At 72.7% G+C, this 20,731-nt stretch carries 20 protein-coding genes; 7 read left to right on the top strand and 13 right to left on the bottom strand.

The window, feature by feature from the left end:
- The 7 genes from AB0C35_RS29215 to AB0C35_RS29185 form a co-directional block, all read right to left on the bottom strand.
- Positions 1-641: maltotransferase domain-containing protein (locus AB0C35_RS29215; RefSeq protein WP_358462504.1), on the bottom strand; the 641-nt coding region annotated here is incomplete at its 3' end.
- Positions 642-775: 134 nt separating this feature from the next.
- Positions 776-1,519: a copper homeostasis protein CutC gene (locus AB0C35_RS29210; RefSeq protein ID WP_358462501.1), complete on the bottom strand. Its 744-nt coding sequence runs from the start codon at positions 1,517-1,519 to the stop codon at positions 776-778.
- A complete protein-coding gene (locus AB0C35_RS29205; protein ID WP_358462498.1) occupies positions 1,516-2,472 on the bottom strand; it encodes an asparaginase in 957 nt (318 codons plus the stop codon). Before AB0C35_RS29205 ends, AB0C35_RS29210 begins: the two co-directional genes overlap by 4 nt.
- Positions 2,473-2,480: 8 nt before the next feature.
- On the bottom strand, positions 2,481-3,323 hold the full coding sequence (locus AB0C35_RS29200; RefSeq protein WP_358462496.1) for an amino acid ABC transporter permease: 843 nt from the start codon (positions 3,321-3,323) through the stop codon (positions 2,481-2,483).
- A complete protein-coding gene (locus AB0C35_RS29195) occupies positions 3,320-3,964 on the bottom strand; it encodes an amino acid ABC transporter permease (RefSeq protein WP_358462494.1) in 645 nt (214 codons plus the stop codon). The genes AB0C35_RS29200 and AB0C35_RS29195 overlap by 4 nt, the downstream gene beginning before the upstream one ends.
- Positions 3,965-4,000: 36 nt before the next feature.
- Positions 4,001-4,936, bottom strand: coding sequence for a glutamate ABC transporter substrate-binding protein (locus AB0C35_RS29190; protein ID WP_358462491.1), 936 nt, complete (start codon positions 4,934-4,936; stop codon positions 4,001-4,003).
- Positions 4,937-4,989: 53 nt separating this feature from the next.
- Positions 4,990-5,718, bottom strand: coding sequence for an amino acid ABC transporter ATP-binding protein (locus tag AB0C35_RS29185; protein WP_358462488.1), 729 nt, complete (start codon positions 5,716-5,718; stop codon positions 4,990-4,992).
- A 116-nt stretch (positions 5,719-5,834) separates the two neighbouring features.
- Between AB0C35_RS29185 and AB0C35_RS29180 the strand changes: the two genes are divergently transcribed.
- Positions 5,835-6,992, top strand: coding sequence for an ROK family protein (locus AB0C35_RS29180; protein ID WP_358462485.1), 1,158 nt, complete (start codon positions 5,835-5,837; stop codon positions 6,990-6,992).
- A 20-nt stretch (positions 6,993-7,012) separates the two neighbouring features.
- On the opposite strand, the gene AB0C35_RS29175 is transcribed toward AB0C35_RS29180, so the two are convergent.
- Positions 7,013-7,372: an STAS domain-containing protein gene (locus AB0C35_RS29175; protein WP_358462482.1), complete on the bottom strand. Its 360-nt coding sequence runs from the start codon at positions 7,370-7,372 to the stop codon at positions 7,013-7,015.
- A gap of 428 nt (positions 7,373-7,800) precedes the next feature.
- Here AB0C35_RS29175 and AB0C35_RS29170 point away from each other — a divergent pair, with 428 nt between their 5' ends.
- Entirely contained in the window at positions 7,801-8,076 is a 276-nt protein-coding gene (locus tag AB0C35_RS29170; RefSeq protein ID WP_358462479.1) for a sulfurtransferase TusA family protein, read from the top strand.
- 235 nt (positions 8,077-8,311) lie between these two features.
- Positions 8,312-9,805 (top strand): NAD(P)/FAD-dependent oxidoreductase, encoded by a 1,494-nt coding sequence (locus AB0C35_RS29165; protein WP_358462476.1) that lies wholly within the window; start codon positions 8,312-8,314, stop codon positions 9,803-9,805.
- 40 nt (positions 9,806-9,845) lie between these two features.
- Here AB0C35_RS29165 and AB0C35_RS29160 read toward each other — a convergent pair whose 3' ends face one another.
- Together AB0C35_RS29160 and AB0C35_RS29155 are read right to left on the bottom strand one after the other, a co-directional pair.
- Positions 9,846-12,734 (bottom strand): AAA family ATPase, encoded by a 2,889-nt coding sequence (locus AB0C35_RS29160; protein ID WP_358462473.1) that lies wholly within the window; start codon positions 12,732-12,734, stop codon positions 9,846-9,848.
- 15 nt (positions 12,735-12,749) lie between these two features.
- The gene (locus tag AB0C35_RS29155; RefSeq protein ID WP_358462470.1) at positions 12,750-13,370 is read right to left on the bottom strand and encodes an FMN-binding negative transcriptional regulator; all 621 of its coding nucleotides are present in this window, start codon (positions 13,368-13,370) and stop codon (positions 12,750-12,752) included.
- Between the two features lie 65 nt (positions 13,371-13,435).
- Here AB0C35_RS29155 and AB0C35_RS29150 point away from each other — a divergent pair, with 65 nt between their 5' ends.
- Positions 13,436-14,389: an ATP-dependent DNA ligase gene (locus tag AB0C35_RS29150; protein WP_358462467.1), complete on the top strand. Its 954-nt coding sequence runs from the start codon at positions 13,436-13,438 to the stop codon at positions 14,387-14,389.
- 141 nt (positions 14,390-14,530) lie between these two features.
- Here AB0C35_RS29150 and AB0C35_RS29145 read toward each other — a convergent pair whose 3' ends face one another.
- From AB0C35_RS29145 to AB0C35_RS29135, 3 genes are all read right to left on the bottom strand, one after another.
- Positions 14,531-15,745, bottom strand: a complete 1,215-nt coding sequence (locus AB0C35_RS29145; protein WP_358462464.1) for a cytochrome P450 — start codon at positions 15,743-15,745, stop codon at positions 14,531-14,533.
- A 141-nt stretch (positions 15,746-15,886) separates the two neighbouring features.
- Positions 15,887-17,161, bottom strand: coding sequence for a histidinol-phosphate transaminase (locus AB0C35_RS29140; RefSeq protein WP_358462461.1), 1,275 nt, complete (start codon positions 17,159-17,161; stop codon positions 15,887-15,889).
- Between the two features lie 222 nt (positions 17,162-17,383).
- Positions 17,384-18,232, bottom strand: a complete 849-nt coding sequence (locus AB0C35_RS29135) for a PaaX family transcriptional regulator C-terminal domain-containing protein (RefSeq protein ID WP_358462458.1) — start codon at positions 18,230-18,232, stop codon at positions 17,384-17,386.
- Positions 18,233-18,426: 194 nt separating this feature from the next.
- Between AB0C35_RS29135 and AB0C35_RS29130 the strand changes: the two genes are divergently transcribed.
- Genes AB0C35_RS29130 through AB0C35_RS29120 form a run of 3 tightly spaced genes read left to right on the top strand, consistent with a single transcriptional unit; the run spans position 18,427 to position 20,707 of the window.
- Entirely contained in the window at positions 18,427-19,347 is a 921-nt protein-coding gene (locus AB0C35_RS29130) for an SDR family NAD(P)-dependent oxidoreductase (protein ID WP_358462455.1), read from the top strand.
- Complete coding sequence (locus tag AB0C35_RS29125; protein ID WP_358462452.1) at positions 19,344-20,258, top strand: amidohydrolase family protein; 915 nt, start codon at positions 19,344-19,346, stop codon at positions 20,256-20,258. The genes AB0C35_RS29130 and AB0C35_RS29125 overlap by 4 nt, the downstream gene beginning before the upstream one ends.
- On the top strand, positions 20,255-20,707 hold the full coding sequence (locus tag AB0C35_RS29120) for a MaoC family dehydratase (RefSeq protein ID WP_358462449.1): 453 nt from the start codon (positions 20,255-20,257) through the stop codon (positions 20,705-20,707). Before AB0C35_RS29125 ends, AB0C35_RS29120 begins: the two co-directional genes overlap by 4 nt.
- Positions 20,708-20,731 lie beyond the last annotated feature (24 nt).

Below are 20,731 nucleotides of genomic sequence, written 5' to 3'. Positions count from 1 at the left end.
GCGCCTTCGGAGCGGGGGAAGAACTCGTACCAGGCGCCGTACAGGGCCCGCTGCCGGTGCACGGCCAGCGGGTACCAGTCGCTGACGGTCAGCAGGTCGCGCAGCGGGTACCGCACCAGCACGTCCTCGACGTCCGGGTCTTCGGCGGCGGCGAGGCGTTCGAGCGCGTCCACGTCCTCGTCCGACAGGAGCCGGGCCAGGCGGGCGAGCGTGCGCCGGTCCTTCGCCGGGACCTCCCGCGCGGCGCGCATGAACAACGCCACGCCTTCGGCGAGCATGAGTTCGACGTCCTGGCCGCGCGGCACCTTGATCTGCGCGTCATGCCACCAGTGCGCGATCGGATCGCCCCACGCCTCCACCCGGAACGACCACGACCCCGTCTCGGTCGGCGTCACCCGAGCCGACCACCGGTCCAGCCCCTGACCGACCTCGCTCATCCGCCGGCCCGGCAGCTCCTCGCCGTCCGGCGTCCGCAACACCACCGCCGCGCCCAGCATCTCGTGCCCCTCGCGGAACACCGTCGCCGACACCTCGACCGTCTCACCCGCCACCGCCTTGGCCGGCCACCGGCCGCACCCCACCACCGGCGCCACGTCCAGAATCGGAATGCGGCCGAGCTCCGCCTCCAGCTTCACCTGCATGTGTGCCGCTCCCGCCCGTCGGCGATGTCCGTGGGAATTGGTCCTAGGCATCCATGCCCCGTCCGCAACTTCCCGCCATCACCGTCACGACAAGATCATGCAAAGAGATCGTGTGCCGGGATTCGCCGGCCCGGCTAACGGGCCGCGCGGATCACCGAGGTGATGCCGGCGGCGGTCGTGACGAGCCGCCGGTACTCCGGCTGGCGCAGCTCACCGCCCATGAACGGGTACGGGTTGCGGTGGACGGCCGGGCTCGGCACCTCGCTGAGCGCGGCGAAGTGGATCTCCCGGGCGCCGGTCGCGCCGGCGACGCGGGCGACGTTGCGGTCGGTGATGCCGCCCCCGGGCATGACGATGATCCGGTCCCCGGCGTGCTTCACCAGCTCGGCGATCAGCGGCGCGCCCTCCAGCGCGGTCACGTCCTGCCCGGACGTGAGCACCCGGTCGATGCCGAGTCCGGCGAGGACGTCCAGCGTGGCGAACGGGTCGGCGGCCATGTCGAAGGCGCGGTGGAAGGTGACGGGAAGCCCGCCCGCCGCCGCGATGAGCCGCTCGGTGACGGGACGGTCGACCTCGCCGCCGGGGGTGAGCGCGCCGATCACGACCCCGTGCGCGCCCGCGTCGCGGACGAGGGCCACATCGTGCTCCATGGCCGCGACCTCGTGCTCGTCGAAGATGAAGTCGCCGCCGCGCGGGCGGACGATGACGTTCACCTTGATCGTCGACACGGCGGCGAGCGCGGCGCGGACCGTGCCCAGGGTCGGGGTGAGCCCTCCCTCGAACAGCGCCGCGCACAACTCGACGCGGTCGGCGCCCGCCCGCTCGGCGGCGGTGGCGCCCTCGACGCTGTCGATGCAGATCTCGTAGGTGAGGCTCACTTACGTCCTTCCTCGGTGGTGCGGTCTTCGGTGGTGCGGATCTCGCCGACCGGGCGCCCGCCGCCGAGGACGGGCACGGTGCCCAGCCGGGCGGCCGGTGCGGTGTCGGCGCCGAGCGCGGCGAGCGCGCGCAGCGCGATGGCGGTGGTGGCGCGGGGGCCGCCGTCGACGACCTTCACCGCGACGGCGTGGCCTTCGGCGGTGGCGGCGACGAACACGCCCTCCGCGCCGCCCTTGGCGACCGAGCCGGGCAGCGCCCGCATGAACTCGGTGTTGGCGTGTCCCGTCCCGCCGACGTACTCGGGGTGGGCGCGCATGGCGTCCGCGACGGGGCGGGCGTCCCCGGACAGGACGAGGGAACGCGCGGCCCGTGCGAGGCCGGTCAGGGTGAGGCCGAAGAGGGGAGCGCCGCAGCCGTCCACGACGACCGGCGACGGTTCCTCGCCGGCGCAGTCGGCCATGACCCGCCTGACCGCCGCCTGCAGCGGATGCCCGGGGTCGAGGTAGGTGCCGAGCGGCCACCCGTTCGCGGCGCACGCGGCGAGCATGGCGGCGTGCTTGCCGGAACAGTTCATCCGCACCCGCGACTCGCCCTCGCCCGCCCGGATGAGCGCGGCCTTGGTCGGCTCGTCCTCGGGCCAGGCCGGCGGGCACTGCAGGGCGTCCACGCCGAGGCCCGCGTCGGAGAGGATCGCCTCCACCGTCTTGACGTGGAAGTCCTCGCCGGTGTGGCTGCCCGCGGCGATCGCGAGGCGTTCGCCGTCCAGCGGCGCCCCGGCCTTCAGGCAGGCGAGCGCCTGGAACGGCTTGGTCGTGGAGCGCGGCAGGACGGTCTCCGCCGTGCGGCCGCGCGCGTAGGCGAGGGCGCCGTCCGGGGCGAGCCCGGCGACGCTGCCGTAGTGGCGGCTCTCGACGAACCCGTTCCGGACGACCTCGGCCAGAACTTCGTACATCACTTTCCTCAGGGTTTCGCGGCGGGGACGGCCTCGCGGACGGCGCGGGACGGACGGGTCCGCTGCCGCGCCTCCAGCGTCCGCGCCAGCTTGGCCAGCGACGCGTTGATCACCAGGTAGATCAGCGCGATCACCAGGTAGGTCTGGATGAGCAGGTGGTTGTAGTTCGCCAGCACCTTGCCGCTGTAGAGCAGCTCGGCGTAGCTGACGACGAACCCGAGCGAGGTGTCCTTCAGCAGCCCGGCGGACTGGCTGACCAGCGACGGCAGGACGCGCCGCGCCGCCTGCGGCAGCACGATCAGCCGCATCGCCCGCCCCCGCGTCAGCCCGAGCGCGAGGCCCGCCTCCAGCTGGCCGCGCTCCACCGACCGGATCCCGGCCCGGAAGATCTCCGCGAACGCGGCGGCGTTGGACACCGACAGCGGCACGACCAGCTTCCAGAACAGCGGCAGGTCGACGCCGTACCTCGGCAGCGCGAACAGCACGACGTAGACGAGCAGCAGCGCCGGAATCGTCCGGACGATCTCGACGTACGCGGCGGACGGGACGCGCAGCCACCGCGACGGCGACAGCCGTCCGAGCGCCAGCACGATGCCCGCCGCCATGGACAGCGCGATCGACACGACCGCCGCGTAGAGCGTGGAGCGCAGGCCCTCCAGCAGGTACCGCCACATCGGCCACGTCCCGTACGGGCGCCACCGGTCGGCGGCGAGCTGGCCGTTGTCGGCGAACTGCCGCAGCGCGAGGGCGACGAGGACGGCGCCGGCCAGCACGGTCAGCGCCGTCGTGATCCGGATGCGGCGCCGGGCGCGCGGCCCGGGCTCGTCGAAGAGAAGCCGTGGAGAGCTCATCGCAGGATCGCCAGCTTCCGTTCCAGGCCGCCGGTCACCAGCCCGAACACCCCCGACAGCGCCATGTAGGCCAGGCCCGCCGTCACGAAGACCCAGATCGGCTGCGCCTCGGCCAGGTTGACCCGGTTCGCGGCGGCGGTCAGCTCCACCACGCCGACCGCCGCCGCCAGCGCGGTGTTCATCAGCGTCATGATCGCGATGTTGCCGAGCGGCTGGACGACCGTCCGCAGCGCCTGCGGGAGGACGACCAGCCGCAGCGACTGGGTGAACGTGAGCCCGAGCGCCCGGGCCGCCTCCCCCTGCCCCGCCGGAACCGCGTTGATCCCCGATCGGATCGCCTCGGCCATGTACGCGCCCTGGTAGAGCGCGATGACGACGGCAGAGGTGGTGAACAGCCCGGCGATCACCCCGATCTCGGGCAGCCCGAACACCGCGATCACCAGCCAGACCAGCAGCGGGATGTTCTGCAGCACCTCGACGTAGGCCATCCCCGCGGCGCGCAGCACCCGTACCGGGCTCACCCGCATCGCGGCGACGGCGATCCCGGCCGCGAGCGCGCCGGCGAGGGCCAGCAGCGTCAGCCCGACGGTCAGCAGCAGGCCGTCGCCGAACTCGCCGAGGTGGTCGGTGATGACGTTCATGGCAGGGCGGGGCTCTCTCTCACTCCGGGATCACGCTCACTCCGAGCCCGGCGCGGACCCGATCGCGGGCGGCTGCGGGGCGTCGCCCTCCACGACCGTCCCGACCGAGTTCTTCCAGACCTTCGCCCACAGGCCGGACTCCTGGATCTTCCTGAGCCAGTCGTTGACGAACTGCTTCATCTGCGTGTCGCCGTGCTTGAGCCCGATGCCGTACGGGTCCTGGGTGAACGGCTCGCCCTGGATCTTGATGGACGGGTCCTGCTCGGCGGTGGCGAGCAGCACGGCCTGGTCCTGGACGTAGGCGTCGCCGCGGCCCTGCTTGAGCGCCTGGACGCACTCGGGGTCGCTGCCGAACGTGACGATCTTCGCGTCCGGGGCGGCCTTCTTGATCGCGGGAATGGCCGGGGTGTTGGCGCCCGCGATGACCGTCTTGCCCTTCAGGTCGGCAGGGGTCTTGATGCCCGTCTCGTCCTTCTTGGTGGCGATGACCAGGCCCGAGCTGTAGTACGGGCCGGCGAAGGCGACCTGCTCGGCGCGTTCCGGGGTGATGCTGTAGGTCTGGAAGACCACGTCCACGGTGCCGTTGGACAGCAGCGCCTCCCGGGTCTCCGACGCCGAGTTGACGATCTTCACCTTGGGCTCGCCGATGATGTACTTGGCCAGCAGCCGCCCGAAGTCGGCGTCCAGGCCCTCGACCTTCTTCGTCGCCGGGTTCTGCTGGGACAGCAGCGGCGCGTCCAGCGAGCCGCCAACGATCAGCTCCCCGCGCTTCTTGATCTTCTCCATGGTGGAGCCGGCCGGGATGCCGGAGGCGACCGGCGCCGCGGCCACCAGGTCGTCGGTGTTCCCGCCGCCGGCGCCGGGCACGGCCGTCTCGGAGTCGCCGCCGGAGCAGGCCGCGAGTCCGGTCAGCGACAGCGCCGCGACCGCGGCCACCGCCGCCCGCCGCATCCCCGCAGGAGTACGCACCATGTTCATTACCTTTCTCGGGCGGCGCGCCACGCCGGCGCGCCGGGGGGATCGTGCTAGTGGCTGAGGACCTTGGCCAGGAAGTCCCGGGCCCGGTCGCCGGAGGGGGAGTCGAAGAAGGCGGACGGCGTGCCGGTCTCGACGACCTCGCCGTCCGCCATGAACACGACCCGGTCGGCGACCTTGCGGGCGAATCCCATCTCGTGGGTGACGACGACCATCGTCATGCCGTCGCGGGCCAGGCCGGTCATGACGTCCAGGACCTCGCCGACCATCTCGGGGTCGAGCGCGGAGGTCGGCTCGTCGAACAGCATCGCCTTCGGCCGCATGGCGAGCGCGCGGGCGATCGCGGCGCGCTGCTGCTGGCCGCCGGACAGTTGCGCGGGGAGCTTTCCGGCCTGCTCGCCGATGCCGACGCGGTCGAGCAGCTCATGCGCGCGCTTCTCCGCCTCGGCGCGCGAGGTCCCGCGCACCCGCGTCGGCGCCAGCGTCATGTTCTGCAGGACGGTCTTGTGCTGGAACAGGTTGAACGACTGGAACACCATGCCGACGTCCGCGCGCAGGCGGGCGAGGGCGCGTCCCTCGGCGGGCAGCTCCTCGCCGTCGATGCGGATCACGCCCCCGTCCGGTGTCTCCAGCCGGTTGAGGCAGCGGCAGAGCGTGGACTTGCCGGACCCGGACGGCCCGATCACCACGACGACCTCGCCGCGTGCGACGTCGAGGTCGACGTCGCGCAGCGCGTAGTGGTCGCCGAAGCGCTTGGTGAGGCCGCGAACCTCGATCATTTGGTCACCTACGATCTAACTTCCTTCGATATCGAAGCCAATGGGGACGATAGAACGTCAAATTAACGTAAGTCAACGTGTTGCTGTACCAAGTTCGCGCATGCTATCTATCTGGGGTGCGCAACAGCAGAGACGACGGACCGGCGGCACTCGTGCGGCTGGTGGCGACCGGCCGGGCGGAGTCGCGGGCCGAGCTCGCCCGGCTTTCGGGCCTCGCCGCCTCCAGCGTCTCGCTGCGCGTGGAGCAGCTCATCGAGGCCGGGCTGTTCGCCGAGGAGGGCGCCGGGGCCTCGCGCGGGGGCCGGCGGCCCCGCCGCCTCCGGCTCGCCCGCGAGGCGGGGGTGTTCCTCGTCGCCGACCTCGGCGCGCACCACGCCCGGCTCGCCGTCGCCGACCTCGCCGGCGCGCCCCTCGCGCTCGCCGACTTCGCGTGCGACATCGCGGCGGGCCCCGACAAGACGCTGACCGCGGTCATCGACCGCCTCCACGCCCTCGCCGCCGACCACGGCCTGCGCGAGGTCCCCGTCCGCGGCATCGGCCTCGGGCTGCCGGGCCCGGTCGACCCGGCCACCGGCCAGGTCGTCTCACCGTCCCGGATGCCCGGCTGGAACGACTTCCCCGTACGCGACTTCGTCGCCGGGCACACCGGCGTCCCCGTCCTGGTCGAGAACGACGCGAACCTCATGGCCGTCGGCGAGCACCGGCACTCCTGGCCGTCCCTCGACAACGTGATGGTGATCAAGCTCGGCAGCGGCATCGGCTGCGGCGTCATCGTGGACGGCCGCCTGCACCGGGGGCGCGGCGCCGCCGGCGACATCAGCCACGTCCGGATCCTGTCCGAGGCCACCGTCGACTGCTCCTGCGGTCATCCCGACTGCCTGGAGGCCCACGCCAGCGGCGCCGCCCTGGCCGCGTCCCTCGCCGCGCACGGCATCGCGGTGGACGGCCCGTCCCAGATCGTCGACCTGGTCACCGACGGCGTCCCGCAGGCCACCGCGGCGGTGCGCGGCGCCGGCCGCCTGATCGGGGACGTGCTCACCGCACTCGTGAACTTCTTCAACCCCGACGCGCTGGTCATCGGCGGCAGCATGTCGGGCGCCGAACCCCTCGTCGCGACGATCCGGGGCGTCATCTACGAGCGCTGCCTGCCGCTCGCCACCCGCAACCTGGAGATCGCCACGTCCCGTGCGGGCCGCGACGCGAGCATCCTCGGCGCGGGGCACCTGCTGCTCGGCGTCTCCGACGAGTGGATCGGCCGCGTCCTGGAGCGCTGAGCCTCGGCGGCGCCCCCGCCTCAGTGGCGGGCCGCCGCCAGCGCCTCGCGGGCGGTCGCCACGTCCGGCGCGATGGCGACCCGGCGCTGCAGGCCCGCCACGTCCGAGACCCGGCGGACGATGCCGCGCGGCGGCAGCACCACCCACATCGGGATGCCCAGCTCGGTCGCCCGCATCTGGGAGCGCGTGATCACGTTCAGCCCGTTGGAGTCGCAGAACGTGCAGGGGGTCAGATCGAGGATCAGTGCCGGCGTTCCGGACGCGAGGAGCCTCTCGGCCTGCTCGAGGATCGCCTCGCCGTTGCTCAGGTCCACCTCGTCCGGGAACGTCAGCGTTCCGCAGGTCTGCGTGATCTCCACTCGCGCCACACCGAGATCCATGGTTCGCCCCAAAGTCGGTTCCCTCACCTGGATGACAACGGGGGGTACTTCACTGCGACTGTAAGCCCCAAAGCTGGACGGAACCTGAAAGAAACAGTCAAGTCTAGGGCGGCGATCACCCATATCGCCGACGATCCCGTTCATCGTGGATTGATCCTGATTTGTCCCCCTTCGGGAGTCCGCCCGCGCGTGCCGCGGCGGACGTGGCCGAGCCGGCCCGCGGACGATCCGCGCCCCTTCCAGACTCGTTCGCCTCCCTGAACTTTTCCTGACGGGAGGCGAACAGGACGCTGATGATTCCGGGCCCCGCCGCCCCCGCGCGGGTTCACGCCGGGCCGGGGTGTGACCGCCGTCCTTGTCATGGCAAAGCTCTATATTTCACCCTGTGGCCTGCTAGCTTCGCGGGCAGCGGAACCGGGGGAGACGGTATGGGCTCGGACCCAGTGGTCATCGACGGAGGCGACCGCTCCTGCGTGCGCCTCCTGCTGGAACTGCGCGGCCGCATCGCGGGCCTCGTCCCCGGCACCGTCATCCACCTGATCGCCCGTGACCCGGCCGCCCCCATCGACCTCCCCGCCTGGTGTCACCTGACCGGGCACACCTACCTCGGCCCGCTCGACGGCGCCGCGTCCCCGACCTACGCCCTCCAGGTGGCGGCCGATGCCCGCCCCACCGCCCCGGAATCCCCCTGGCGCCCCCGCTGACGGCCACTCCCCGCTGACGGCCGCCGCTCCCCGCTGACGATCACTCCCCGCTGACGGTCGCTCGCCGCTGACGATCACTTCCCGCTGAAGTCCACTTCCCAGACCGGCCCCTTCCTGCAGAACGGCAGGGCCTGTCGGCGGGAGTCTATTGGCGGAGCGCCAATTAAGGCTTAGGCTGGGCCGTGCCGACGAGCGGATCGTGTCGGTGAACCGTGTCAGTGAAAGGACCCGGCCAGTGACAGGACGCGGCGAGGACGAGGGCGGGCCGTCGATCGCCATCGTGGGGAGCGGGTTCAGCGGGCTCGGGCTCGCCATCGCGCTGAAGCGCGCGGGCTTCACCGCGCTCACCGTGTTCGAGCGGGCCGGCGACCTCGGCGGCGTGTGGCGGGAGAACACCTACCCGGGCGCGGCCTGCGACGCGCCGTCGCACCTGTACTCGTACTCGTTCGAACCCAAGCCCGACTGGTCGCGGCGGTTCGCGCCGCAGCCGGAGATCCTCGACTACCTGCGCCGGTGCGCGGGCAAGTACGGCGTGACGGAGCACATCAGGTTCGGCGCCGAGATCACCGGAGCCGTGTTCGACGCCGAGGCCGGGCGGTGGAACATCCGGACGGCCGGGGGAGAGGTCCACACCGCGGACGTCCTGGTGTCGGCGTGCGGGCAGCTCAGCGACCCGTCCATTCCCGACATCGCGGGCCTGGACACCTTCGACGGCACCGTCTTCCACTCGGCTCGCTGGGACCACGCTCACGACCTCGCGGGACGGAACGTGGCGGTCATCGGCAACGGGGCGAGCGCCGTCCAGTTCGTCCCGCGGATCGCGCCGAAGGCGGCGAAACTGAGCGTCTTCCAGCGCGAGCCGCAGTGGGTCGGCTGGAAGTGGGACCGGCGCTACCCGCGGGCCCGCAACCGGCTCAACCGCCGCCTCCCGGTGCTGCAGCGGCTGTCGAGGCTCGGCGTGTTCCTGTGGTTCGAGGCCCTGCTGAACCCGATGCTGATCTCACCGCGCGGCCGCCGGATCCTGTCGGCGCACGTGCGGGCGCTGTGCCGCACCACGCTGTGGTCGGTGCGCGACCGGGCGCTGCGCGAACGCCTCACGCCGGGCTACGAGCTGGGCTGCAAGCGCGTCCTGGTCTCCAGCGACTACTACCGGACGCTCAACCTGCCCCACGTGGACGTCGTCACCAGCGCCGTCGCCAAGGTCACGTCCGACGGCGTCGTCACCGCCGACGGCGAGACCCACCCGGCCGACACCATCATCCTGGGCACGGGCTTCCGTTCGCACGACTTCGTCGCGCCCATGCGCGTCGAGGGGCTGGACGGCCGGGACCTGAACGACGCATGGCGGGACGGGCCGCGCGCCTACCTGGGCATGGCCGTCGCCGGGTTCCCGAACTTCTTCCTCATGTACGGCCCGAACACCAACGTGGGATCCGGGTCGGTGGTGCACATGCTGGAAAGCCAGATCGCCTACATCGTGCAGGCCGCCCGCGCGCTGCGCGATCCGGCGGTGCTGTACATGGACGTCCGTGAGGGCGTGCTCACCGAGTTCGACGAGCGCCTCCAGCGGCGCCTCGACGGGACCGTCTGGAACGCCGGCGGCTGCGACAGCTGGTACCTCCAGGAGGGCCGGCGCAACGCGAGCAACTGGCCGGGATCGATGCTGGCCTACCGCCGCCGCACGAAAGCCCTCGACAGGTCCGACTACCGCTTCGTGACCCGCGCCTGACCTTGTCACGAGAAGCGGACGCGGGTCACGCGAGCACCTGTCACTCGAACAGCCGCAGGCGGTGGGCGGTGGCGGCGGCCTCGGTGCGGGTGGAGACGCCGAGCTTGGCCAGGATGTTCGAGACGTGGACGCTGGCGGTCTTGGCGGAGATGAACAGGGCCCCGGCGATGTCGCGGTTGCTGCGGCCCTCGGCGACCAGGCGCAGCACCTCGGCCTCGCGCGGAGTCAGGCCGAGGCCGGGACGGGACGGGGCCTCACCGTCGCCGAGGGCGAGCCGGGCGCGGCGGGCCAGCAGGCCGATGTGCTCGCGGAGCGGGACGGCGCCGAGCTCGCCGGCGAGGCCGGCGGCGCGGCGCAGCAGGGACGCGGCGGCGTCCCGGTCCACGCCGGCGGTGGCCTTGGCCGCCCGGGTCAGCGCCCATGCGAGCGGCTGGGGCCGGTCCAGCGCGTCCCACGCCTTCGCCGCCGCCTCCCACGCGTCCCGGTCGAGGACGCCCTCGGCGCGGGCCGACTCGGCGAGCAGGGACAGCCGGTGCGCCTCCTGGACGGGCCCGTAGATCCGGATCCCGGCGGCGCGGGCGCGGACCGCGGCGAGGGGGCCGGTGTCCCCGAGGTCCGCGCAGGCGGTCGCCGCGACCACGAGCCCCGGCAGCGCGTAGCGGGAGTCGTCCGGCAGGCCGAGGTCGGCGAGGACGGGACCGAGCGCCTCCAGCGCCTGCGCCGGGCGGCCGCGCCCGAGAGCGATCAGCGCGTCGAGGCGGCAGACCGGGAAGAGGTCCTGGGCGCGCCGGGCGGCGCCGTGCGCGATCCGGGTGCGCGCCGCCTTCGCCGCCCGCTCCGCCCCGTCGAGGTCGCCGCGCTCCACCGCGATGCCGCCCATGAGGAAGTTCAGGCTGCCCTGGAACAGGGCCGGCGGGTCCTGCGCGAAGGCCCGGTCGATCACGGTGAGCGCCTCGTCCCAGCGGCCGAGCGAGATCAGCGGCTCGGCGGTGTTGATGGCCAGGAAGGTCCCGGCGGTCCTGCCGAGCCCGTACTCGTCGGCCTTCGCCACGCCGAGCGCGGCGACCTCCGCGGCCTCCGCGGACCGCCCGTACATCTCCAGAACGTCGGCCCGGTTGGTGAGCGCGCGCAGCAGCGGCTCGAACGCGCGGACCTCGTGGGCCCGGCGGGCGGCCTGATCGACCCGCGCGAGGAACATCTCCGGATCGTCGTCGCGGAACAGCGCGTCCCAGCTGAACCGGAGCTCCAGGTGGAGCTCCACCGGGACGTCCCCCACGTCGCGCGCGACGGCCAGCGCCTCCTCGGCGGCGGCGCGCGACTCCTCCCGCATGCCGTGCAGGGCCTGGACCTGGTACGCGAGCGTCGCCAGGACGCGGGCGCGGGTCCGGTTCGGCGGGTCGGCGGGGGCCACCCGCGCCGCCTCGCGGAGGTCCTCGATGGCGTCGTCCCGGCCGAGCCGCATGCCCATCAGGCCGCGCCGCTCGTAGAGGCGGGCGGCCCGGACGGGGTCGTCGCGGGTCTCTTCGAGCCCGGCCGTGGCCAGCCTGATCCCGGTGTCGGTCTCACCCGCGAGGTCCGCGAGCGTGACGGCCGCCTCGATGACCTCGGCGTGCGGGACGCCGGTGCGGTCCGCCGCGTCCGGGACGCGGTCCCACAGCTCCAGCACGCGGGACGCCATCCGGAGCGACTCGGCGTAGGCGAGGGCCTTGCGCGTCTCGCGGGCGGCCCGCCACGCGGCGGCCAGGGCGCGCCCGACGTCGTGCGCCGCGAACCAGTGGTGGGCGAGCGTGACCGCACGCTGCCGCGCCGGCATCAGCTCGGGACGCGCCTCCAGCACCTCCGCGTACCGGACGTGCAGCCGCGCCCGCTCGCCGGGCAGCAGGTCGTCGTGCACGGCCTCGCGGATCAGCGCGTGCCGGAACGCGTACCCGTCGCCGTCCACGACCAGCGTGTTGGCCGCGACGGCCGGGCGCAGGCCGCGGGTCAGCACCCGCTCGTCGATGCCGGCGACCGCGGCGAGCAGCTCGTGCTCGATCCGCGCCCCGCCGCCCGCGGCGACCCGCAGGATCTCCTGGGTCTCCTCCGGCAGCCGCCGGACCGCGCCGAGCAGCAGGTCGCGCAGGGACTCCGGCAGCGCGGCGTCGTCGCGCGAGCCGAGCAGGGCCTCCACGAACAGCGGGTTCCCCTCGCTGCGGGCGAAGACGTCCGCCGCGGCCCGGGCCGTCCACCGCTCGCCGAGGACGTCCCGGACCATCTCGGCGACCTCGTCCCGGCCGAGCCGCGCCACGGGGACGCGGCGCACCCGCTCCACCCGTTCCAGCTCGGTGAGCAGCGGGCGCAGCGGATGCGTCCGGTGCAGCTCGTCCGTCCGGTACGTGGTGACGATCAGCAGGGCGGCGTCCGCGCCGAGGTTGCGGACGAGGAACGTGAGCAGGTCGCGGGTCGAGGTGTCGGCCCAGTGCGCGTCCTCGATGACCAGCACGACCGGGGCGGACGCGGCGAGCCGTTCCAGCAGCGTGAGGACCAGCTCGAACAGGCGGGCCCTGGCCTCGCCGGTGAACGAGTCCGCGTCGGCCTCGCCGAAGTCGGGCAGCAGCCGCCCGAGTTCCGCGCCGGCGCCGTCCGGGAGCATCTCCCGGACCCCGTCCACGCCGATCTCGCGGACGAGCCCGCGCAGCGCCGCCGTGAACGGCGCGAACGGCAGTCCCTCGGTGCCGAGCTCCAGGCAGCCGCCGACGAGGAACCGCGCCCCCTCCGCCCGGGCCCGGCCGGCGAACTCGCCGACCAGCCGGGTCTTGCCCACACCGGCCTCACCGCCGAGGAGGACCGCCGACGGCGCCCCGTTCCGGGCGGCGCGGAAGGCGTCGTCGAGCGCGGCCGACTCCTGGACGCGCCCGACGAGCACGGGACTCGTCACATGAGCGTTCACCGTCCCAAGCGTGCCCTACCGCGACGCCTTGCGCACCGCCTCGGCCATCGTGGCGTCGCCCTGCGCCCGGTAGCCCTCGACCACGCCGGCCCGGTCGGCCCCGGGACGGTTCTGGCTCATCTTCGCCTTGGCCTCGACCCGGCTGATGACCAGTTCGAGACCGACGATGGCGCGCAGCTGCCCCGCGACGAAGGCCGCAGGGGCGTCGTCCACCGACCACGAGGGGTCGCGGCCGTGTTCGTGCCGGTCGGTGAGGCGGCGGACCATCGATTCGACCCATGCCGGGTCGTCATGGACGACGAGGCGGCCGTAGACGTGCGCGGTGAGGTAGTTCCACGTCGGCACCACCCGCCCGTGCTCGGCCTTGGACGCGTACCAGGACGGCGACACGTAGGCGTCCGGCCCGTGCACGATGAACAGCGACTCCCCGGACGCGGGCTCGCGCCACTGGTCGTTGTTGCGCGCCACGTGCGCCAGGATCGCCCCGTGCTCACCCACCGCGGGGTCGTACAGGACGGGCAGGAACGTCGCGAGGAGCCCCCGCGGCGTGTTCGTGACGAGGTCGGCCGCGTCGCAGCCGGCCAGCAGCTCCGCGACCTCGGCGTCGTCCGCGGAGAAGTGTGCCGGAACGTACATGCCTCCGACGCTACCCGAGGCCCGGCCGCCGCCGCCTTGTCGGTGCCGCGTGCGAAGCTGGGCATGTGAGCGCCGATGAGGAACGCGACGGGGTCCGGCTGACGAACCTCGATCAGCCCCTGTTCGAGGGGGCGGACGCCACCAAGCGCGACCTGGTCGACTATCTGGACGCCGTCGCCGGGCGCATCATCCCGCAGCTCGCCGGCCGTCCGCTGTCGGTCAAGCGCGTGCTGCGCGGCCAGAAGCCCTTCATGCAGAAGAACGTCCCCAAGTACACGCCGTCCTGGGTGCGGACGGTGAAGGTGTGGGCGGAGACGTCCCGGCGCGAGGTGTCCTATGCGCTGTGCGACGACCGCCGCACCCTGCTGTGGTTCGCCAACCAGCGTGCCGTCGAATACCACCCGCCGCTCTTCCGCGGCGACGCCTGGGACAGGCCGACCCACCTCGTCATGGACCTCGACCCGCCCGCAGCGGACGCGTTCGGCACCGCGGTCGCCGCCGCGCACCTGGTGCGGCGGGCGATGGACGACTCCGGCCTGCGGGGAGCGGTCAAGACCAGCGGCGCGAAGGGCGTCCACGTGTTCGTGCCCCTGGACGGGGAGGCCCGCGCCGACGACGTGGCCGCCGCCACCCGCGCCCTCGCGGCGCGTGCCGAGCGCCTGGACCCGGCCCTCGCCACGACGGCCTTCATCCGCGAGGACCGCGGCGGCAAGGTGTTCCTCGACTCGACCCGCGCCGGCGGCGCGACCGTCGTCGCCGCCTACAGCCCGCGGATCCGTCCCGGCACGACGGTCTCGTTCCCCGTCCCGTGGGACGACCTCGACCGGGTCGCCCCGGCCGACTTCACCATCCGGAACGCCGCCGCCCTCGTGGCCGACCGCGATCCCTGGTCCGACCTGATGCCGCCCCCGCAGCGGCTGCCGTCCGACCTGATCGAGGAGGGCCACACCATCCCGATCGCCCGGGTCCAGGCCATGCACGAGGGCAAACGCCGGGCCCGCGCCCGCCGCGACACCTGAGAATCCGGCGGCCGGCGAACAGAAGTCGCGCAATACCGCATTGCACCCGCCGTTTCCCCGGCCTTTCATGCTGACGGCCGGGGAAACGGAAGGGAGAACTGGACGCCGGAACTCCGGAACTCCGGAAAGACGGCGCCGGGATCAGGAATTCAGGTTGACGGGAAGTTCGCGGTGGCCGTTGGAGATGAACGATTCCACCGGACGCAGTTCGGCCGGATCGACGGCGAGGGACATATCGGGGAAGCGCCCGAATAGCGCCGGGAGGGAGATCTCGGCCTCCATCCGTGCGAGATGCTTCCCGACGCAGAAGTGCACGCCGTACCCGAACGAGACGTGCTCCTTGTCGGCGCGGTCGAGGTCGAACAGGTCGGCGTCCGCGCCGTGCAGGGCGCGGTCGCGTCCCGCCGCGGCGTACGCCGCGAGGATCGCCTCGCCCTTGCGGATCGTCACGCCGCCGACGTCGATGTCGTCCACGGCGTAGCGCAGCGGCAGGTTGGCGACGGGCGCCTGCCAGCGCAGCGTCTCCTCGATCACCTCGTCCCACGGCACCTCGCCGGACCGGACCCGGGCGTACTGCCCGGGGTGCGTCAGCAGCGCCACGATCGCCTGGTCGAGCAGGTTCACCGTGGTCTCGTGACCGGCGGAGATCATCAGGATCAGCGTGTCGACCAGTTCCGCCTCGCTGAGCCGCGAGCCCTCGTCGTCCCGCGTGGAGATCAGCACGCCGGCCAGGTCGTCGGCGGGCTCGCGGCGCCGGTACTCGACGAAGTCCTGCAGGATGGCGTACATCTCCCGCTGGTTGGCGAGGGACTCCTCGGCGGTCAGCGCCGTGTTGAAGATGCCGTCGACGCAGCGGCGCAGGTTCGGGCGCGTCTCGTCCGGAAGGCCGAACAGCCGGCAGATCACCTCGATCGGCAGCGGGTAGGCGAACTCCTCGCGCAGATCTGCCCGCCCTCCCGGGGACGCCGCCAGCCGGTCCACCAGGTCGCGGGTGATCTGCTCGACGTCGGGCCGGAGGGCCTCGGTGCGCCGCGGGGTGAACGCCCGGGAGATGATGGTGCGCAGCCGCCGGTGGTCGTCGCCGTAGGCGGTGAACATGTTCTGCACCGACACCCACAGCGACAGCGGCCAGTCCGGCGGGATCTCGCCGTCGATCCATTTGGTCCAGTGCAGGTTCGGGTTCTTCGACACCATCGGATCGGCGAGCAGCTGCTTGAGCTGTTCCTGACCGGTCACGGCCCACGCGGCCACGCCGCCGGGGAGTTCCACGGGCGTCACCGTGCCCCTTTCCCGCAATTTCGCGGCCTCCCCCTGGACGTCGCCGCCGGTGGGGTCGATGACGTGCGGATTCTCCATTGGATCCTCTCCGGAGGTCGGGTCGGAACGCGCCGTGAACGGGCGCGTGCGAATGGCAACGCTGCCAACGTAGGACGCGGCCGGTACCTCCGGCTAGATCACCCGATGGACTTAATCGACTTCTCCGTTTTCGGCCATTCCTTAAATGGCCGCCCGGAAATCCTCATGCGGGACGGGCTCCGGATGGTGCGGTTCGGCGAAGCGGCCCGCGCCCGGCGCGTCCTGCTCGCCGCCCGGCCGCGCGGTCTCGCCCCAGCCGTGCCCGGGCGACACGACGTTGTCCGGGGGCGCCTCCGAGGCGGCGCCGTAGAGGTAGGAGCCGAGGCCGATCAGCAGCCGCTGCACGTCCTGCTGCGGCCGGACGACGAGCCGCACGAACTGGCTCGTCGACCCCAGCTTGTTGCCGCACTCGCGGACGAACACGCCGTGGTGGGCGATGAGGTGGTCGCGCAGCGCGACGCCGTCCCTGCCGTCCGGCAGCTTGACCATGATGAAGTTGCCCTGGGACGGGAAGACCTTCAGCCCCGGCAGCGCCGCGAGCTGCTGCGCCATCATCATCCGGTCGCGGGCCAGCAGCCGCAGGCTCTCCCGGTACTCCGCGCCGTGCTCGCGGAGCAGGAACACCACGACCTCGGCGAAGGAGTTGAGGTTCCATTTCGGCAGCGCCGACCGGACCATCTGCGCCAGCGCCGGGTTCGCGACCATGTAGCCGAACCTGATGCCGTGCAGGCCGAAGTTCTTGCCGAGGCTCTTCAGGACGACCGCGTTGGGCCGGATGCGGGCCTCGTCGGCGACGCTGGTGTGCGGCTCGGCGTCCACGAAGTCCAGGAACGACTCGTCCACGACGACCAGGTCCAGGTCGATCAGCAGGTCCAGCAGCCGGACGACCTCGCGGCGCGGGACGTAGCCGCCGTCGGGGTTGTTGGGGTTGCAGATGACGGCGACCCGCGACCCGCGCGTGCGGACGAAGTGCACGAACGCGTCGACGTCGAACTCGAAGCCGCGCATCTCGTGGAGCTGGAACATGTCGACGCGCTTGCCGGTCTCCAGCGGCTGGTCCGTCCAGCGCCCGAAGGTCGGGATCGGCGTGGCGAGGCTCTCGCGGACCAGCAGATGGTCGATCCAGGTGATCAGCTCCGTCGACCCGTTGCCCATCACCACCGTCTGCGGGTTGTGCCCGAGCACCGCGCACAGCTCGGCGGCGATCGTGTCGGCGTCGCTCGGGTAGTACTTCAGGATCTGCTCCATCGCGCCCGCGAGCTGGGAGAACATCCCGGGCGTCGGGAAGTACGGGTTGCAGGGGATGCAGAAGTCGACCAGGTCCTGCCGTCCCGACGAGGCCCGCTGGAGGGCGAAGAAGGACGGGCTGTGCGCGTTCTTGCGCAGCATGCTCGGATCGATCGAGTCCGATGACACGAAAGGTGCTCCTCGCGTGCGGGGACGTCCGCTCGGCCGGGTGCGGCGTCCGACCGTTTCGTCGGTGGGTCCCGGAGGCCGGGAGGCCGGGGCCGGGTGGTGCTCGTCGCCAGAGGTACGTCCTCGCCGCCGCCCGGGTTCAGCCCGCGCGACGCGGGGGGCCGCACGGTGGAGCCGTCCCGTCGGCACCGGACCGGTTCGCGTCGGGCCGGGGTGGGACGGTCAGCGGCGGCCGGCGTCGGCGTCCAGGAGTTTGCGCAGCTGGTCGGTCGCGTCCGGTTCGAGCGCGTCGAACCGTTCCCTGTAGAGGGCGGCGGACCTCGCGGCGGGCCAGTCGCCGGGGAGGTGCTCGGCGGGCAGGCCGGGGTCGGTGCGCAGCAGCTGCAGCCAGTCGGCGCCGAGGAGGGTGAGGCGGGTCAGGGGACGGCCCGCCTGCCGGCGGTCCGGCGTCCAGGTCGCGAGGAACGACTCGTGCTCGGCGCGGATGGCGTCCACGTCCCACGCCCGGTGCAGGAGCTTCGGCACGTCGGTGCCCTCCACCGGCACGGAGTAGAACCCGTCGGCCAGTTCTGCCAGCTCGGCGAACTCGGGGCCTTCGAAGACGGCGGCGATGTCGACGCGGCCGGGTGCGATCCACAGCCCGTCGCGCAGGCCGCCGAAGCCGGCCCAGATCAGCCGGGCGCGGATCTGGTGGCGCAGGTCGCGGCGGCTCTCCGGCATGGAGTAGCTGAGCAGCGTCCATTCCCCGTTCGGGTGGGTGAACGGCGTCGGCGAGTCGACCCGGGGCTTGGCCTCGCGGAGCAGGTCCTCCGCCCACGGGCTGAGGAAGAACCGGGCGGTGCGTCCTTCCCGGACCCGGGTGAGCAGGCCTTTGCGCGTCATCCGGGCGAGGGTGGCGCGGCCCGCCGCCTCCGCGACCCCGAGATCGTCGAGCAGGTGCAGGAAGACCCGGGAGCTGATCGGCGGATAGCCGCGGTCGAGGACGACCGAGCCGAGGAAGCTGAACAGCAGCTGCTGCGGGGCGCGCGGGCGCGGCCGCGGGTTCTGGGACGCGTCCTGCTCGGCGGTCATGCCCCGTCCTCTCGTCGTTCTGGTGGTCGTGCGTCAGCGGTGGTCCGGGCCCTGCGCGGGCGCGCCGGCAGCCATCACACCATGACCGCGCGCGACATCGCTGTGACCCAGGTTATTCGATTAATTCTTGACGCACGACAACTTTGAATCTAATTTCTAGGCCACGGGGGACGACCGGACCAGGAAGGGTGGCAATGGATCTGAACGGGAAGGTGGCGGTGGTCACCGGCGGCGGGCGAGGCCTCGGCCTCGCCTACGCCGGGGAGCTCGCCCGAGCGGGTGCGGCCGTGGTGGTCAACGACGCGGACGCGGCCACCGCCGAGGCCGCGGCGAAGCAGATCGGCGACTCGGGAGGGCGGGCCGTCGCGCACGTCGCCGCGGTCGGCACGTCCGAGGCCGCCGAGGGCCTGGTCGGACGGGCCGTGGACGAGTTCGGGCGGCTCGACGTGATGGTCACCAACGCCGGTGTCCTGCGCGACCGGGTGCTGTGGAAGATGACCGACGACGACTTCGACACCGTCGTGCAGGTCCACCTCAAGGGGACGTTCACCTGCGCCCGCGCGGCGGCGGTGCGGTTCCGCGAGCAGGGCGAGGGCGGCCGGCTCATCCTGGTCGGCTCCCCGGCCGGGCAGCGCGGCAACTTCGGCCAGACCAACTACTCGGCGGCCAAGGCCGGGATCATCGGGTTCGTCCGCACCTGGGCGATGGAGCTGGCCCGCGCGAACGTCACCGTCAACGCGGTCGTCCCCGTCGCGGCGACCGCGATGACCGAGACGATCCCCGCGCTCGCCCCGTTCGTGGAGGAGATGCGGCAGGGACGGGAGATGCCGCCGTTCGCCCGCCGCGCCCTGGCCTTCGGGACACCGGAGGACGCCGCCGGGCTCGTCGCGTTCCTCGCCTCCGACGCCGCGTCCGGCATCACCGGGCAGGCCGTCGGCGTCGGCGGCGACCGGCTGTCGCTGTGGACGCACCCCACCCAGGCCGTCGCCGCCTACCGGGACGGCGGCTGGAGCGCCGGCGACATCGCCGCCGCCTGGCCGACGGTGTTCGCCGAGCACGAGCAGAGCGTGGGAGAGAACCTCCCCGAGGCGCCGGAGCCGGAGCCGTCCCGGTGACCGGCCTCGGCCCTGCCGCCGGATTCGACCTGGACGCCCTGGAGGCCATCGACGTGCACGTCCACGTCGAGACCGACCGGCACGGCCACCTGTCGCTGCCGGAGGAGTACCTCGAAGCGTCCGCGAAGTACTTCGGCGCGGGGCACCACACGCCCGACGTCCACGAGATCGCGGCCTACTACCGCGAGCGGCGCACGGCGGCCGTCGTGTTCACCGTCGACATCGAGAACGCCACCGGCCATCCGGCGCTGTCGAACGAGGAGATCGCGGACGCCGCGGCCGAGCATCCCGACGTCCTGATCCCGTTCGCCAGCATCGACCCCGCCAAGGGACGCGCCGGCGCGCGGACGTTCCGCCGCCTCATCGAGGAACGCGGCGTCCGGGGCATCAAGTTCCACCCGTCCCTGCAGGACTTCGCGCCCAACGACCGCAGCGCGTACCCGCTGCTGGAGGTCGCCGCCGAGCACGGCGTCCCGGCCCTGTTCCACACCGGGCAGACGGGCATCGGCGCGGGCATGCCGGGCGGCGGGGGCATCCGGCTCGGCCTGTCGAACCCGATGCTGCTGGACGACGTCGCCGTCGAACTCCCCGACCTGACGATCATCCTGGCGCACCCGTCGTTCCCCTGGCAGGACGAGGCCCTCGCCGTCGCCACGCACAAGCCGAACGTCTACATCGACCTGTCCGGCTGGTCGCCGAAGTACTTCCCGCCGCAGCTCGTCCGGTACGCCAACAGCCTCCTGCAGGACAAGGTGCTGTTCGGCTCCGACTACCCGGTCATCACGCCGGACCGGTGGCGGGCCGACTTCGACGAGCTGAAGATCAAACCGCACGTCAAGCCCAAGATCCTCAAGGACAACGCCGTCCGGGCCCTGCGCCTCGGCGATGCGGAGAAGAAGGAGCAGGCATGAGCACGACGGTCGCGTTCGAGGACCTGAAGAGCCTGGCCGGCGGCTCGCTCGGCACCAGCCGGTGGCTGGAGGTGGACCAGGCCCGCATCAACACCTTCGCCGACGCCACGGACGACCACCAGTGGATCCACGTCGACCCCGAGCGGGCGAAGGACGGCCCGTTCGGCGGCCCGATCGCCCACGGGTACCTGACCCTGTCGCTGGTCATCCCGCTGTGGACGGAGCTGCTGGACGTCACCGGCGTCACGACCAAGGTGAACTACGGGCTGAACAAGGTCCGGTTCCCCGCCCCCGTCCCCGCCGGCGCGCGCATCCGGCTGTCGGGGACGCTCGCGGAGGTGACCGAGGTCGCGGGCGGCGTCCAGGTCACGCCCGACCTCGTCGTCGAGATCGAGAACGGGGACAAGCCCGCCTGCGTCCTGCAGCCGGTCTTCCGCTTCTACCCCTGACCCGGGTGCCGCCGCCCACGGGCC

Origin of the sequence: Spirillospora sp. NPDC048819, from assembly GCF_040650055.1 — a bacterium.
Taxonomy (GTDB): domain Bacteria; phylum Actinomycetota; class Actinomycetes; order Streptosporangiales; family Streptosporangiaceae; genus Spirillospora.
Note: the sequence above shows the minus strand (reverse complement) of the source record. Positions and strands in the feature narration are given on the sequence as shown.